Origin of the sequence: Wolbachia endosymbiont (group A) of Eristalinus aeneus, assembly GCF_964026915.1 — a bacterium.
Taxonomy (GTDB): Bacteria; Pseudomonadota; Alphaproteobacteria; order Rickettsiales; family Anaplasmataceae; genus Wolbachia; species Wolbachia pipientis.
In genome coordinates this window covers 525,139-541,526 of the sequence record NZ_OZ034712.1, presented here as the reverse complement: position 1 = coordinate 541,526, position 16,388 = coordinate 525,139, and the positions used below count along the sequence as shown (strand labels likewise).

The following is a 16,388-nucleotide window of genomic DNA, read 5'->3' as shown; positions in this document are numbered from 1 at the left end:
TTAAATATTATTCAAGCTCCACTTTAGTTGCTCCTGCTTCAATAAGTTTTTGCTTGATTTTTTCTGCTTCGTCTTTAGGAACATTAGCAGTCAAATCTTTAGGTAAAGATTCAACCAACTCTTTTGCTTCTTTTAAACCCAATGTAGAATTAACCTCTCTCACAGCTTTAATAACTCCTATTTTTTTACTCGCATCAATTTCTTTAATCACAACTTTATACTCAGCTTTTTCTTGAGCAGCAGGAGCAGCAGCATTATCACCAATAAGCGCCCCAGCACCAACAGCTCCACCAAGAAAAGAACCAGCAGGCAACCCTATTTTCTCTTCTAAAACTTTTACAAGTTCAGAAGCCTCTAATAGGTTTAAAGATAATATTTTATCAACCAAATCACTTGTTACATTACTCATAATTACCACCTTACTTAACAACAAATTTATTTTTTAGAACTATAATAATCCAAAACTCTCATAAGCCTCATAGAAGATGAATTAATAGACAACGCTAACCGAGCAGGGATATCATAAGATATTAAACGCATAATTTTAACACGCAATTCATCCAGAGAAGGCAACTTAGCCAGTTTATTAACATCTTCCACTGTTAACAATTCATTTAAATGAGCTGCGCAAATCACAGACATTTTTTCTTTGTTAGCATTAGTAAAATCAACTATTAATTTTGCAGCTTCTACTATGCCACTAGAGTATATAATAGCAACAGGACCGGAAAATTTGCCTGATAAATAAGAGAATTTACCAGTCCTTTCCAAAGCCAAGCGTGCTAGAGTGTTTTTAACTACTAATACCCCACCTACTATAGACTTCAGACTATTCCTCAGAGTTAATGAATCATTAGCATTTATAGATTTAAAATTTACTAATATCAAGAAATCATTATTTACAAATACGTTTATTGTGCTCTGTATAAATTCATCCTTATCTTTACGCTTCACGGTATCACTCCCTTAAATTATATCTTCCACTTTGCCTATCTTATAAGCTTTACCCATAGTTGAATTTAAAAAAACACCCTTAAAGTAAATTCCTTTCGCAGAAATAGGTTTATTATCTTTAATTACTTTAAGAAAGGCTTTTAAATTTTCTAGCAAGTCATCAATATCAAATTTAATATTTCCTAATTTACCATGAATAACACCATTTTTATCTGTTCTAAATTTTACCTGACCAGACTTAATGGTTTTAATAGCTTCTGCAATGTTAGAAGTCACAGTACCAAATTTAGGGTTAGGCATCAGCCCTTTAGCACCCAATACTTTTGCAATAGGAGTGATTTTTGCCATAAAATCAGGAGTAGTAATGCACCAATCAACATCTAACTTTCTACCTTTTTTTATTTCTTCAACTAAATCCTCTCCTCCTGCAATATCAGCACCAGCTTTTTCAGCTTCTAATAAATGTTTATCTTGAGCGAAAACAGCTACTTTAATATTCTTCCCGATACCTTTAGGCAAAACTACTGTACCACGCACCTGCTCTTCAGATTTACGTGAATCTACGCCTAAATTGACCGCAATATCAACTGATTCATTAAATTTTGCTGAAGCAGACTCAACAATCTTCTTCAAACACTGCTTAGGATTATCATTATATGTATTCATTTACCTAACCTTCCACAACTTCTATACCCATAGATTTTGCAGTGCCTACAACCATTTTCACTGCTGAATCTTCATTATCCACTTTCATATCAACCATCTTGCACTTTGCTACTTTAATTATAGCAGACATAGGTAATTTAGCCACTAATTCTTTACCAGGATTACCAGAACTTTTACTTAATTTAGCCTCCTGCTTAAGTAAATAAGCCACAGGCGGACCGCTGACAGTAAAATCATGAGAGCGATCATCCTTTATGGAAATTCGCACTGTTACTAAATCGCCTACTTTATAATTAGCGTTAGCAGCACTAGTAACTTTATTAAAAGCTTCACAAAACTTAGGAACAGGTATACCACGTGGACCAAGTACTGAAGCAATTTTCGGTCCTGGAACTGCTTTCCCAGCTTCCATAAGTAAGTTAATCTTAGCAACTATAACACTCATAATTAATCCTCTATTTTCTCTACTTGAGCCAGATCAAGCTCTATTATTGTCGGCTTACCTAAAATCGATACTTCCACATTAATAATTTTTTTCTCATCGTTTACCATATTTACCTTACCAGTAAAATTTTGAAAAAGACCATCATTAATTTTCACTTTTTCACCTTTTTCATAACCATAACCTAACTTCTTTGTCTCTTGAGCATTATAAAGTGCATTACACATTGAGTGAATCTCATCATCCAAAATCACCTTTGGAATATTACCGTTTTTCAAAAATCCATAAACCTTAAGAGATTTTGGTATATTATTGATAAAATTCAATACTTCATCGCATAAATTCACGTATAAAAAGACATAACCAGGAAAGCATTTCCTTCGTGTAGCAATTTTCTTAGATTTCAACTCTACTTCACTTAGCTCTTCATATGGAATAAAAACTTCCTTAAAGTAATCATTAACACCCAATCTCATAGAATTTTCCAATATATGTTGGCGCACTTTCTCTTCACAATTGGAAGCAACTCTCAAGATATACCATTTATATCTATTAAATTCTTTACACTTTAAACTTATCTCATCATCTGAAATCATCTCAAAATCACCAGATTCGCCACTGCAGAATCCAGGCGTTTGATTCAAAATATTTTTGCTTTCATCACACAGATGCATATATACATACACTTCACATAATTCTTTTATATCAGACTTTGAATTACATACCGTTTGATAAGGAATAAACACTTCCTTAAAATAAACAGCATTACTTACCAATTCGCGTATGTTTTGCTCATATCCATAATCAACTTTAATGATATACCATTTATATTCACATTCCATAAATAATTCCAAATAAAGCCTTAATTACGTAAAGAGACATAAAATCCACAAAACAGAAGAAAATCGAAAAGCATAATATAACAATCATTACAACAAATAGAGATGACAACACCTCCTGTTTCTTTACCCAAGCAATTCTTCGTATTTCTTGCTTTATATCACAGAAAAAACCACACAAACTTTTTAACATTTCCACCACAACATTAATGCAGGAGCGATAGGAATTGAACCTACAACCTCTGGTTTTGGAGACCAGCGCTCTACCAATTGAGCTACACTCCTATAACTCAAACTCTCACTCCAAAATTTCAGAAACAACACCAGAACCAACAGTTCTACCGCCTTCTCTTATCGCAAAACGCAATCCCTTATCCATTGCTATCGGTACTTGCAATTCTACTTCTACACTCACATTATCTCCTGGCATTACCATCTCCTTCCCATCTAGCAATTTTATGCTCCCAGTTACATCCGTTGTCCTTAAATAAAACTGTGGCTGGTAATTCGCAAAAAATGGTGTATGCCTTCCTCCTTCCTCTTTCTTTAATATATAAACCTCCGCCTTAAACTTTCTATGCGGCGTTATCGTCCCCGGTTTTGCCAATACTTGCCCTCTCTCTACTTCTTCTCTTTTTGTTCCTCTTAACAATATTCCTACATTGAGTCCTGCACTTCCCTTATCCAGCAACTTCTTAAACATTTCTACACCTGTGCATATCGTCTTTTGCGTCGCTTTCAGACCTATTATCTCTATCTCTTCTCCCGTCTTTATCTCTCCCTTCTCTATTCTTCCTGTTACCACTGTTCCTCGCCCCGATATCGAAAATACATCTTCGATTGGCAATAAAAATGGTAAATCCACAGGCCTTGGTGGAACCGCTACATATTCATCTAACTTTTCCATCAATTTGTCTATTGATTTCTTTCCATATTCGCTGCTGTCATCCTCCAGCGCCTTGAGCGCTGAACCAACCACCACAGGCACTTCATCCCCTGGAAATCCGTATTTACTCAGTAATTCCCTCACTTCCATTTCTACTAAATCTATCATATCAGCATCAGCAACATCAGCTTTATTTATATACACCACGATATATCCAACACCTACCTGCTTCGCCAGCAATATATGCTCTCTCGTTTGTGGCATTGGCCCATCAACCCCCGACACTACCAATATCGCCGCATCCATCTGTGCTGCACCTACTATCATGTTCTTTACATAGTCAGCGTGTCCAGGACAATCAACGTGTGCATAATGCCTTTTTTCCGTCTGATACTCAACATGCGCTGTTGCTATCGTTATCCCCCTCTTCCTTTCTTCTGGCGCCTTATCTATCTGATCATACGCTACAAAATTTCCATAATGCTTTGTTATCGCTGCTGTTAACGTTGTCTTCCCATGATCCACATGTCCTATTGTTCCCACATTTACATGTGGCTTTCCAAATGCTTCCACTACTGCTGTCATAATTATTACCCTTAATTATACTCTAACTTTAACTCATCAACCACATATTGTGGCACTTGCTCATAACAAGAAAAATGCATACTATACTGCGCCCTTCCCTGAGACATAGAACGCAAAACGTTGATATAACCAAACATATTTGCAAGAGGTACCGAAGCAGTAATTATTTTACTATTATTACCTAAATCGAGCATATCAGCAACATTTCCTCTTCTACTATTTATATCACCCATAACATCACCCATATATTCTTCAGGAGTAATGATTTCAACTTTCATTATAGGCTCCAGCATTTTTGGACCAGCTTTATTTGCCATCTCTTTAAAAGCACCTTTAGCAGCAAGTTCAAAAGCTAAAGGACTAGAATCAACCTCATGAAAAGCACCATCAAGAAGGGTAGCCTTAAAATCAATCAACGGAAATCCCGAAATTATACCACCTTCTTTTATCAACTCCAAGCCATTTTCTACCCCAGGAATATACTCTTTTGGAATAGCACCACCTACAATTTTACTTTCAAATTGAAACCCAGAACCAGGCTCAAGAGGTTCAAATTTTATTTTAACCTTAGCAAACTGACCAGCTCCACCAGATTGTTTTTTATGAGTGTAATCAATTTCAACAGATTTAGTGATAGTTTCACGATATGCAACCTGAGGAGCACCGACGTTAGCCTCAACGTTAAATTCGCGCTTCATTCTATCAACAATAATCTCAAGATGGAGCTCACCCATGCCTTTCAATATAGTCTGGCCACTTTCCGCATTTACTGACATTCTCAAAGAAGGATCTTCTGCAACCAACCTATTTAGAGCAATACCTAATTTTTCCTGATCTGAAGTGGTTTTAGGTTCCACAGCAATTTCAATAACAGGCTCAGGAAATTCCATACGCTCCAATAATATAGGAAAATCAACAGAACATAAAGTATCTCCGGTGGTTGTTTTCTTTAGCCCAACTAAAGCAACTATATCTCCAGCCCTAGCCTCAGTTATATCTTCTCGGTTATTTGCATGCATAAGTAACATTCTGCCAATCCCTTCAGTTTCGTTTTTTAACGCATTTGAAACGGTAGATTTAGACTTTAATTTACCAGAATAAATACGGATAAACGTCAAGCTGCCTACAAATTTATCCGTCATCACTTTAAATGCAAGAGCAACAAATTTCTCTTTTTCTGAAGGTTTGACCTCAATTTTCTTTTCTGAATCTTTAGGATCAATTCCAACAATTACATCAACATCAATAGGAGAAGGTAAAAAGTCAACCACACCATCTAAAAGTGGTTGTACGCCTTTATTTTTAAAAGCTGATCCACATAACACAGGAACAAATTTTCCTTTAATGGTCCCATTTCTCACGCATTTTTTCAGTAAATCCACTGGCAGATCATTAGACTCAAAGTAAGTATTCATCGCTTCATCATCCATCTCAGCTGCAGCATCTAATAAAAGATTTCGATATTCTTGAGCCTTATCAAGCAAATCAGAAGGAATATCTTCATAAGAAAATTTAGCGCCCAACGTTTCTTCTTGCCATATAATGGCTTTCATAGAAATAAGGTCAATTATACCTTTGAAATCTTTCTCACTCCCTATTGGTAAATGAATAACTAAAGGTGCTGCACCAAGCTTCGTCTTTATCATATCAACACATCGATAAAAATTTGCCCCTATTCTATCCATCTTATTAACAAAGCAGATACGAGGAACGCTATATTTATCAGCTTGACGCCACACTGTCTCAGATTGAGGTTCAACTCCAGCAACTCCATCAAATACAGCAACTGCACCATCCAAAACCCTTAAAGATCTCTCAACTTCAATAGTGAAATCAACGTGACCAGGAGTGTCTATTATATTGACCCTATGATCATTCCAAAAACATGTTGTTGCAGCAGATGTGATTGTAATACCACGCTCTTTTTCCTGCTCCATCCAATCCATAGAAGCTGCACCATCGTGCACTTCACCAATTCTATTTTGCTTACCAGTATAAAATAAAATACGCTCTGTTGTGGTAGTCTTACCAGCATCTATGTGAGCCATTATCCCTATATTTCTGTATTTAGATATTCCAATTTCCATATCACAATTAATTAGCTAACATTAAAAACGAAGATGAGAAAATGCCTTATTAGCTTCAGCCATTTTATATTTTTCTTCGCACATCTTAAACGCACCACCGCGTTTATTATAAGCATCCAGTATTTCAGATTGCAAACAATCAACAGTGGTTTTTCCACTCTTTTTTCGAGCAGCAGAAGTTGCTTTAGCAATCCACCTTAACGCTAAAGAAACCGCTCTATCTTGTCGAACTTCAACAGGTACTTGATAAGTTGCACCACCAATGCGTCGAGAACGCACTTCTATAGAAGGAGTAACATTTCCTACTGCTGTCTCAAAAATTGATAACCCACCTTCGCCTATTTTCTTTTCAGCTAAAGACAAAGCGTCATAGATAATCTTTTCTGCAGTAGATTTTTTACCACATTTCATGATTGTATTAATGAAACGCATCAGCAAAACACTGCCGTAACGCGAATCAGGACTTATTTCTCTTTTTTTTGCTTTATTCCGACGAGCCATAAACTTTAACCAGATTTCTTTACACCATATTTTGAACGAGCTTTCTTTCGATTTTGCACACCACGCAGATCAAGGGCACCTCTTATTATGTGATAACGCACACCTGGCAAATCTTTAACCCGCCCACCACGTATCAAAACAACAGAGTGTTCTTGTAAATTATGACCTTCACCAGGTATATAAGCCGTCACTTCACCATACCCACTAATTTTTACTCTGGCTACTTTACGGAGTGCTGAGTTAGGCTTTCTAGGAGTTGTAGTATACACCTTAGTGCAAACACCTCTCCTTTGAGGGTTGCTTTTTCCCAAAGCTGGTACCTTTTTCTTATGGGTCAATCCTAATCTACCCTTACGTATTAATTGATTTATCGTAGGCATATGTTATAAACTCAAGCTCATTAAAATAACTAAGTTTTTAGTTATAAAATAATAAACCTCAATAGTCAATATAAAAATAAACATTACTACTCTAATAATTAAGCTCAACTGCCTTGAAAGCCATCAGTAGACTTCTTGCACTACCTCCCAAGCCACAACTGTCATTCAGTAGAAACGAAAAAACTTACTTGACACCCTTCGCCAGCCCCATTATCATGGTACTGAAGGTATTCATTTATCTTCAATCTGTGCAGATTAAATGACAACAGTATTACGTAATTGGCGTCTTATTTTTAATTTTTTGCACTATGCACACTTTACGTCTTCACAACATTTCTGGGTTTTTACCTATATAAGCTGAAACGCGCTTATAAAGCGTTTAAGACAGTATAGTACGCCAATTTGCAGGATTAGAGAGTGACAACTAGCTAATACGGGATATCTTTTGCCTTTTTTTCTGCTTAGTAAATTTCTTAAACATTTAAACTAAGGTGAGTTGCATTTAAAAGCAGCTAAATTGCAGTGTTTAAGACTTAAAAAACGCCAATACTGAAAATAGACAATGACTAGGGCTTCTTTTGCCTTTTTTTTGCTTGGTAAATTTCTTAATATTTATGGCAACATGAACTGGGCAGGAAGGTGTCATTCCAGTGCTTGACACTGGAATCCAGTTTTCCATATAATCTCATCGAAAATGTTGTAACCACTTTCTGTACTAGTTTGCTTGCTTACAAGCAAACTTTTCTGGATCCCAGTGTCTGGGCACTGGGATGACAGGGGAGGAAGGCTACTTGGATGACACCATTCTTTTTCCTGGATCCAAGTAGTCAGGGCACTGGGATGACAGGAGAAGGTACTAGGATGACACCCTGACCTCGTCGTCCCGCTACGTGTTAGCGGAATCTAGAGATACCGTGACGGTATGACGTAAAGCTCGCATTAGCTATACTTTTATGCTCACCAACTTAGCTGGATCCAAGTAGTCAAGCTACTTGGATCTGCAAATTGCAATGTTCGTACAGCTGCGTGCTTGACACTGGGATTTAGTGCAGCTACCCTAAACTGGAAGCTCATCTTGCTATTTTTGGCTGAAAGAAACATATTTTTAGAATAATGAAAACAATCAGCACTTTAATTCAAGAAGGATCGGAGTTATTATCGTCACATAAAGTTGAATCACCACATTTAGATTGTGAAATCATCATGCAGCACGTACTTGGAGTGGAAAGATCATTTATAATTGTGAACCATGCTGATCAAGTGCCGATGGAGAAAGAACTTTTATTTTGGAAATTAACAAAAAAAAGAGCGGAAAGATATCCAATATCGCAAATAATAGGTAATCGTGAATTCTGGAGTAAAAATTTTATAGTTAACCAGCATGTTTTAGATCCAAGGCCAGATAGTGAAACAATAATCCTAGCAGTGTTAAAATATTACCCAAACAAAAAACAGAAACTAAAAATTGCAGATTTTGGTACAGGCACAGGTTGTTTATTGATATCCGTACTTAGTGAGTATGAATATGCTGTTGGCGTCGGTTTTGAAAAAAGCTTGGAAGCATATAAAGTTGCCTATCAGAACACAAAAAAACATGATCTTCTCAGCAGAGCCAAAATATTTCCAAGTTCGTGGACAGAGTGCAGAGGTTCATTCGATCTTATAATCAGTAATCCTCCATATATTAAAAGAAGCAAATTGAAAGACTTGCAAGCTGAAGTGCAAAAGGAACCAAGAATTGCCCTTGATGGTGGTATTGATGGTTTGAGCTGTTATTTGAGTATTTTTCCAATATTGAGAAAGTGCCTTAAAAAAAATGGGTTTGCGATATTGGAGGTAGGTGAAGATCAAAATGATATTGACAAAATAATACCCTTGTATGAACTAGCTTTTCAGGAATATGTATATGACTTAGCGGGAATGAAGAGATGCATTGTTGTGAAAAGAACATAGCTAATGTTTTCTTGTATTATCTCCTTCATCCCATATTATCCTATATCATCCCAGTACCCTCTACCTCGTCATCCCAGTGCGTGAAACTGGGATCTATATTTACTATGGTCAAGCCATAGGATGACAGGAACGGTTTTATGCATTTTTTAAAGGGCAACATGTTTAAGCTTTACTAGCAAAGTGGAAAGTAAGGCCAGCCTCTATGCCGTGTGTGTGAAATAGTTGATTACCTATATTTATTTCCTCAGTTACTTTGTTACCTGAGCTAGGATCAAGCTTCTTTTTTCCAGCATTATGGCCGTCTACCACTTGTCCTAACCTTTTTGCTGTAAGCTTAATATCGCTACCAATAGCACCAAAACCTCTATATCCGATATGCATATTTACATCTTCGTTTATGCGATAGTCAAAGCCAGCTTTTAATTGACCTGCGGGTCTTATTGACGGTTTTTCAAACATCGTCATTCTTGTTGCACCGATCCCAATACCAACGTAAGGAGAAAAAGAGAAACGGTCACTTTTCCAATGATGATAAACATTTGCCATTACAGATATGTTCTCAATTTGGTCATGACTAACTGCAGCACTATAGAGATAAGTTTCTTTATCAGGATCCTCACCAGTCTCCTTTAGGTATGAAACAGTTATTTGGCTACTTGTTAAACCAATATTATCCACTTTTACAGAAGAATACATCCCTTCCAATTCAGCCCTATAGCTGTTGTTACCCAATTCCCCTGTGTAACCAAATGCCACATTTGCAGCAAAAGGTGGATTATAATCTCCTTTATACTCACTTAGTGACTGACCTTCTGTGTTCTGAGCACCCCTGTCATTTATAGACAAATTTTTGATACCTGTAGTGCTTGTTTTTAGTACGCTTGTGTTATTTAAATATTGACCGTAATACCCACTACCAAAGTAAAACCCTTCTGTTTCACTTGCAAAAGATTGTTGTGACAACAATAAAGCAAATGCTGTAACCGCTAATGTTTTTTTACTAATCATTACTACTCCCCTAGTTAAAATAGCTAATCTAATACTAATTAATTAAAAATGGCTTAATATGAAAAACCTAATTATTTGCATAACTTGCACTTTTCTGAGCTAAAAATAGGCAAAGTTAACCTTACTTCTCGTCATTTTTTAATTTATCCTCCTCTTCTTCGTCATCAAACCCATCATCGCTCCTATCCTCATCTTCCTCGTCATCATCTTCAAACTTATCGTCGATATCTTCATCATCAATATCTTCGTCTGCAAATTCATCTGATTCATCATATACTGCATCTTCGGTTTTAGTTTCAGCAGGATAATCAACTGAATTAGGTCCCTCAAGAACATTATTCCCCTCGTTATTAACCTTATCTTTGCTCGCAGCGGCAGAAAGAACTTTGTTTGGGTCATATGGTTCTTGTGTAGGCACACGAGTTTGTTTGAGCAGCCTTCTTGTGAAGGTGGTATCACTGTAGTACAAAATTTTCTTTGATTTAATTGGGTAAGTCGACTCTATTAAAATTATCTGATCGTCACGTGGCAACATAATAACTTCTTGAGGCAATAGCAATGCTCTCTGTATTTCAGAGATATGTAATGACCTTGAAGCAGGATTTAAATCTAAAAATTTAGGCTTATTCAACGATTCTTGTTGTACAGTTTTGTTTCCTATAAGTTGCGATATTAAATTAGCTGTTTCAATATTATTGGCTGCAAAAGTTATTCTGTAAGTCGAGTTTGACAAAAAGGAGTTCATCCCTGCTTCTTCGTATATTCCTTTGAGCTGCTCAGTATCTTGAACAATTAAGAATAACCTAACTCGATAACCACGAAAATATGCAATACCTGTTTGAAATTGCTCCATTTTTCCAAGTGTAGGAAACTCATCCATTAAAAACAATACGCCATAAGGCTCGTCATCCGATGGCAATTTTCTACATAAAAACTCAGTTGCCTGTTGGTAAAAAACCTGCATTAAAGGCCTGAGCCTAGTCAAGTTGTCAGGAGTTAAACCAACATAAACTGTAATTTTCTTCTTTTTAAAATCTAGAATATTAAAATCACTTGACGCAGTTGCAGTATCAATCAATGGGTTTGCCCACAATTCAAGTGATGAGTTCATGGTTGATACAACACCTGACCTTTCTTTATCAGCTTTTTGTAAAAAAGCTGCAATATTCATATATGCTACAGGGTGTAGTATTTTACCCATTGTATCAAGAGCAACAGCAAGATTATAAACCACGTCATCACTACGCATCGTACGCACAACTTCACCAAAAGATTTAACTTTCTCTGGTGCAGCAAGTAAGTATAATACCACTCCAACAAATAAGCTTCTTGCTTCATTCTGCCAAAAGTCTTGTTCAGGCATGATTAGGTTAGCTATTTTCTGCACATCGTCAACCATCTGCCCAGGTTTTTCACTAATCCATTGTAATGGATTGTAACAGTGACTTATTCCATCTGGCTGCGCTGGATTCCATACGTATACTTTTTGTCCTTGTCGTTCTCGCCAACCACTTGTTATTTCATAGTTTTCTAATTTTATGTCGTGTACAATTACCGAGTCAGTCCAAAATAATAAATTAGGAATTACAAAGCCAACACCCTTACCAGAACCTGTAGGTGCAAATAACAATGCATGCTGAAACCCATCAGAAATGAAGTATCCTCTTTTATCTTTACCAAGCAATAATCCCTTTTTGCTTCTTAATCCTGCTTTTCGTATGTCTTTCTCTGATGCCCACTGCGAATCTCCATGAAGTGATTCCTTCTTTTTAAATGGTCGCCACTCAATTATCCTTTCTCTTAAATTCCATAAGATAATCATTAAAACAATGATAGGCAGTGCAGAAGATATAATTAATGTGATTTTGAGCTCAAGGCTATATAACTCTGGATGATGCCAACAATATTGTATATGATCAAAAATCGTTGGCCAAAGAGCTTGAGGGAAAGGCGTCAAACTAGGATTAATTGCCTTAAAATCCACAGCATCCGGACCATCAGCAAACAGAACAAACAATATACCAGATAGATAGAAGCAAAACTCAAGTACGCTAAAAGCTACTACACCTCCTATGAGAATATTACGTAGGTGATTTCCATTACTCATAAACTACTCTTCCTTAACTTATGTATAAATTTAAGCATTTTCGCTCGCAGATCTAGTAAATAATATCTCAGAAATGCTTCTTTTGCCCCCACCGGTTCTTTTTAGCTGAATAACAATATCAATCACATTTCTAATGTATGGTATAATTTGGTCTGGAGGAATGCCAAGATTTGCCTGCATAACCATCAATTTTATTTGCTCAAGGGCCATTGTTGGACTATCTGCATGAAGGGTTGATATTGATCCAGGGTGACCAGTATTTATCGCCCTGAGAAAACTAAAAGCTTCCGCTCCACGGAGCTCACCAACTATTATTCTGTCTGGCCTTAAACGTAAGCACGCTTCTATCAAATCTTGAGTGGTTACTTTTGCTCTGCCCTGCCCTCCTTTAGAGGCAATTAGATGGACTTTATTGGGATGATCGTTCAAAACGATTTCCCTTGCATCCTCAACAGTAATAATTCTTTCCTCAGCTGGAATAGCACGCAAAGTAGCATTAGTAAAAGTAGTCTTACCAGTGGAAGTTCCACCACTAATTATAATATTTTTCTTACTTATTACAGCGTATTCTAAAAACTCTTTTATTTTTTTTTGCCTTAACAATAAATCCAAATGACGGTCAACTGGATTATCAGTTGCTTCTGTAACAGTTTCAGAAAAAGCCCCCATTTTTTCGTAATCATCGAGTGCTAACTGCATGCTAGAAGGCTTACGAATCGACATGACTACTTTATCAGGTTCACATGCTGGCGGAAATACTATCTGTATACGATAACCATTTGGTAATGTTGCCGAAAGTAACGGCGCTTCTTCGCTAAGTTTTTGTTCTGTAGCTTGAGCAATCAGTCTGCCAAGAGATTTCAAATGGTTAAGATCGAATACTTCTAATTTTTCACACCTTATTTCACCGCGATTTTCAATCCATACTTCCTTTGGCTTATTTATTGATATTTCATTTACGCCTTCTTCTTGAAATATGCTTTGTAATGGCTCCAAATATGTATCAAGTGCAGCATAGTTCATTTCATTGATTTAATATTGCCTGTGGAGGAAATACTATATCTTGGTTAACAAATACTTTCAATGCAGTGCCTTGATCAACATAAATAGTTGGTTTTTTATCTGTATATCTGCCCACTACATCCCGCATATCTTTAGAAAAATCCTCGAGTGATTTCCCGATTGCTTCATCATAAACAGACTTGCTTTTTCTTTGAATTTGTTCTAACAGTTGATTTACAATTTCCAGGCTTATATTTACCTCGTCTTCTTCAATTCCTAGTGCTTTTGCTATTTCCTCTTTCATTATTTTTAGTAAATCTTGTCTGCTTTTGGCACTCCGAATTCTTCCGATAGCCCCAAGGCCTAATTTCCATTTGTCACTAGATATCTTCTTTTCTGGGTCAATAATGAGTTGGAGAGAAGAAAAATCTATTTCGGTTGCAGTGATAGACTTTACTGCATCTCTGATAGTTAGCGTATCAACAAGATTAGAAGCCTTTTGCCCTATAACAGCAGAACCAATCGAAACACCAGCAAGTGTCACTGAAGAGAATAACGCACTTACTATTTTGTTATCAACTATTCCTGCTATTCCTGCTCTACCAAGCTCGTCAGTACTAAGTGATGAGATTGCAATATCTATTCCATGTGGCAGAATCACTCTATTCCAGTTTATATTTACACGAGATTTAGCAACATTCGAGTCAAATGAATAACTGCCTATCAATCTTGAGCCTTTAGGTATTAAAACTGTATCACCAGTTTCTGCATAAACATCTCTACTCACCATAGCACGCAGCATTCCTTGCAGATCAGAGTTTATTGCAGTTTCAAGAACAGCATCAATAATTTTACCTTGAGTAATCATTAAACCAAGCTTTCCTACTCTGGTAGCTTTGCTCGATTGTGCTGAAGTGTCGGATAAAATAGCATCAGCAGCCTTGTTCTCTCCACTACCACCTGAAATTGTCAACATCTGTGCACTACGTCTGTCTCTAGGATAACCGCCACCCCCTATTGTAGGAAACGAGGTAGGTAAATTGCCCATAACATTACTAGAAGGAAAATTTTGCTTTGGCAAAATAGGTATATTTGACACAGGAGTTTCTTTTGGTTTCTCTTCTTCTTTTTTCATCACTTCTTCTTTTCTAATTTGTTTTATTTCTGGTATGATTAGTGGTGTAGGAAGAGGAGGTAAGGGTGGTAAGGGATCAGTTATTATTCTTTCAGGAACCATTACATTATCTGGAACTTGTTCCAACTTTCCTTTCAATTCTTGAACGTTTTGCTTTGTTTCCTCTTTTTTAATAACTTCTGAACCCTCTTTAGGAGAAGGACTAAAATAGAGATAATACACTCCACCAGCCAGAAGCACTAAAATAATGACCATCAATGCCCTATGACCTTGATTAGAGCCAACTGTTACTACCTTATTCTCTATTTCTGATTCATCTTCTGAATTGTTACGCCTTTCTTTATTCATATTGCATGTACCACAGCTAAAGTGACCTATTTATAATTTCAACTTCACCATCTTCATAACGCATAAATAGCTTTTTATGTACTCCTTTTATTATAACATAATCATCAAATAACAGCCTTTTACAAGGTTTATCCTCCCCTTCTACAAAAACCTGAGGTATTTTATTATTATTTCTAAATTTTAAATAGGTTAAATAACCATCATCAAATAACTCGATCGGAACTATATCCGCATTACCACCTTCATCAATATATGTATAATTGTACTTCGTATCATTTTCTTGTATTATTTTTTCTAGCTTGTCTGTAGTATATTGCATTTGAGTAGGTAAAGAAACCTCATCTAAATCAACATCAAATTCACCTTCTTCTTGAGGATAATAAAAACGTACTACGTAAGATATATCCTTTTCAGCAGAATAATCGTGATCTACTTTCTTAGCATCAGTATCCGGGTATTTATCGTAGTTTGGCCTTGAGATTAAATCAAAAATGTAATTTCTTTTTTTAGTTGTCGTAATAATCATGTTAGTGCGACTACTAACTTCAAATGGCATGATAAGCAATTTATTGTCATAAGGATTAATTTTCCAACTTGATGCATCACCAACAGCGATATTTTTAACTTTTTCTCCTTCCGCAAATTCAATATAAGAATAGTAACCCTGACTAAAAACCACCGTAAATACTTCATTAGGGCTATACACAAAAGTCTTTATTCTACTATCTATAGAAATAGGCTCATTATAATTAATGGATGCGTTTAAATTGCCACTTACAAGTAAAGCTAAAACTAATAATATCCTATACATATTCATCATCTACTCTATATGAAATAACTTGAAATCCTAATGGGTTAATATATCTTTGCTGATCATCCATTTCAAGCGATGCATATCTATATGACATAATAACTATCTTATTTTTTCTCGTAGAACTTCCATCTTTCCGTGTAAATTCCACAAAAAATCTCACCTGAAGAGCATCGTTACCCAACTTTTGAATTGAGCGAATTTTAAATTCACTTTTGGTATCTGAATATAAATTAAAAAGATCATCCATATTCTGCGATCCTACATAATTTCTAAATTCATTATACACATTAGGTGAGGAAAACAACCTCACCTTTGTATAATAGTTATAATTATAATGATATGGATCAAAAACCTCCCTTGCTTTTATATACTCTGAAATAAAATAATCGTTTAGCGCTTCATCTGCAGAATACTGTTTTACTGTGACAGGATCAACCAATTGCACTATTCCTGATTTCTTGTCAATTTCTATAACAAATGGCTCAATAGTGCTACTTGTGCTAATTTTAAATATGACTAATATGCTGATAGAGATCGTTGCTAATAATATTAATGCAAATAAAAGTAGAATATTCCTTTGAGCAATAACTGTGCTGTAGCGGTTTGAATTCCAATTTATATCCTTATCTAAGGATTCAGTATTTTTTTCTTGCTTAAAAAATCTTAGCATTTTAGTATTCC

The 16,388-nt window shown here is 36.0% G+C and carries 18 protein-coding genes and 1 tRNA gene; 1 reads left to right on the top strand and 18 read right to left on the bottom strand.

What is annotated here, in order from left to right; translation table 11 throughout:
- Positions 1-7: 7 nt before the first annotated feature.
- The 12 genes from rplL to AAGD62_RS02685 form a co-directional block, all read right to left on the bottom strand.
- Positions 8-409, bottom strand: a complete 402-nt coding sequence (gene rplL, locus AAGD62_RS02740) for a 50S ribosomal protein L7/L12 (protein ID WP_155968248.1) — start codon at positions 407-409, stop codon at positions 8-10.
- A gap of 26 nt (positions 410-435) precedes the next feature.
- Positions 436-954, bottom strand: coding sequence for a 50S ribosomal protein L10 (gene rplJ, locus AAGD62_RS02735; protein WP_155968246.1), 519 nt, complete (start codon positions 952-954; stop codon positions 436-438).
- A 12-nt stretch (positions 955-966) separates the two neighbouring features.
- Positions 967-1,620: a 50S ribosomal protein L1 gene (gene rplA / locus AAGD62_RS02730; RefSeq protein WP_065094732.1), complete on the bottom strand. Its 654-nt coding sequence runs from the start codon at positions 1,618-1,620 to the stop codon at positions 967-969.
- A 4-nt stretch (positions 1,621-1,624) separates the two neighbouring features.
- Positions 1,625-2,065, bottom strand: a complete 441-nt coding sequence (locus AAGD62_RS02725) for a 50S ribosomal protein L11 (protein WP_006279541.1) — start codon at positions 2,063-2,065, stop codon at positions 1,625-1,627.
- A gap of 2 nt (positions 2,066-2,067) precedes the next feature.
- Positions 2,068-2,904, bottom strand: a complete 837-nt coding sequence (gene nusG, locus AAGD62_RS02720; protein ID WP_070356705.1) for a transcription termination/antitermination protein NusG — start codon at positions 2,902-2,904, stop codon at positions 2,068-2,070.
- Positions 2,894-3,103 (bottom strand): preprotein translocase subunit SecE, encoded by a 210-nt coding sequence (secE, locus tag AAGD62_RS02715; protein WP_006279543.1) that lies wholly within the window; start codon positions 3,101-3,103, stop codon positions 2,894-2,896. Before secE ends, nusG begins: the two co-directional genes overlap by 11 nt.
- A gap of 10 nt (positions 3,104-3,113) precedes the next feature.
- Positions 3,114-3,186 (bottom strand) — tRNA-Trp (locus AAGD62_RS02710).
- 13 nt (positions 3,187-3,199) lie between these two features.
- Positions 3,200-4,372, bottom strand: a complete 1,173-nt coding sequence (gene tuf, locus AAGD62_RS02705; protein ID WP_010962309.1) for an elongation factor Tu — start codon at positions 4,370-4,372, stop codon at positions 3,200-3,202.
- Positions 4,373-4,383: 11 nt separating this feature from the next.
- Positions 4,384-6,459 carry an elongation factor G gene (gene fusA, locus AAGD62_RS02700; protein WP_010962308.1) on the bottom strand — a complete coding sequence of 692 codons (2,076 nt, stop codon included), beginning with the start codon at positions 6,457-6,459 and terminating at the stop codon, positions 4,384-4,386.
- A 21-nt stretch (positions 6,460-6,480) separates the two neighbouring features.
- Positions 6,481-6,960: a 30S ribosomal protein S7 gene (gene rpsG, locus AAGD62_RS02695; RefSeq protein ID WP_007549313.1), complete on the bottom strand. Its 480-nt coding sequence runs from the start codon at positions 6,958-6,960 to the stop codon at positions 6,481-6,483.
- Between the two features lie 5 nt (positions 6,961-6,965).
- Entirely contained in the window at positions 6,966-7,340 is a 375-nt protein-coding gene (rpsL, locus tag AAGD62_RS02690; protein WP_007549314.1) for a 30S ribosomal protein S12, read from the bottom strand.
- A gap of 526 nt (positions 7,341-7,866) precedes the next feature.
- Positions 7,867-8,019 (bottom strand): hypothetical protein, encoded by a 153-nt coding sequence (locus AAGD62_RS02685; protein WP_007549315.1) that lies wholly within the window; start codon positions 8,017-8,019, stop codon positions 7,867-7,869.
- Between the two features lie 434 nt (positions 8,020-8,453).
- Here AAGD62_RS02685 and prmC point away from each other — a divergent pair, with 434 nt between their 5' ends.
- Positions 8,454-9,293, top strand: a complete 840-nt coding sequence (prmC, locus tag AAGD62_RS02680; protein WP_174515710.1) for a peptide chain release factor N(5)-glutamine methyltransferase — start codon at positions 8,454-8,456, stop codon at positions 9,291-9,293.
- A gap of 162 nt (positions 9,294-9,455) precedes the next feature.
- Here the strand turns inward: prmC and AAGD62_RS02675 are convergent, their stop codons facing one another.
- From AAGD62_RS02675 to AAGD62_RS02650, 6 genes are all read right to left on the bottom strand, one after another.
- A complete protein-coding gene (locus tag AAGD62_RS02675) occupies positions 9,456-10,301 on the bottom strand; it encodes a P44/Msp2 family outer membrane protein (protein WP_155968242.1) in 846 nt (281 codons plus the stop codon).
- A 121-nt stretch (positions 10,302-10,422) separates the two neighbouring features.
- Positions 10,423-12,408 carry a type IV secretory system conjugative DNA transfer family protein gene (locus AAGD62_RS02670; protein WP_155968239.1) on the bottom strand — a complete coding sequence of 662 codons (1,986 nt, stop codon included), beginning with the start codon at positions 12,406-12,408 and terminating at the stop codon, positions 10,423-10,425.
- 30 nt (positions 12,409-12,438) lie between these two features.
- A complete protein-coding gene (gene virB11, locus AAGD62_RS02665; protein ID WP_341812763.1) occupies positions 12,439-13,431 on the bottom strand; it encodes a P-type DNA transfer ATPase VirB11 in 993 nt (330 codons plus the stop codon).
- A 1-nt stretch (position 13,432) separates the two neighbouring features.
- Positions 13,433-14,893 (bottom strand): TrbI/VirB10 family protein, encoded by a 1,461-nt coding sequence (locus tag AAGD62_RS02660; protein WP_155968237.1) that lies wholly within the window; start codon positions 14,891-14,893, stop codon positions 13,433-13,435.
- 16 nt (positions 14,894-14,909) lie between these two features.
- Positions 14,910-15,710, bottom strand: coding sequence for a P-type conjugative transfer protein VirB9 (gene virB9 / locus AAGD62_RS02655; RefSeq protein ID WP_174515708.1), 801 nt, complete (start codon positions 15,708-15,710; stop codon positions 14,910-14,912).
- Complete coding sequence (locus tag AAGD62_RS02650) at positions 15,697-16,377, bottom strand: virB8 family protein (RefSeq protein ID WP_155968235.1); 681 nt, start codon at positions 16,375-16,377, stop codon at positions 15,697-15,699. The genes virB9 and AAGD62_RS02650 overlap by 14 nt, the downstream gene beginning before the upstream one ends.
- Positions 16,378-16,388: the final 11 nt, after the last annotated feature.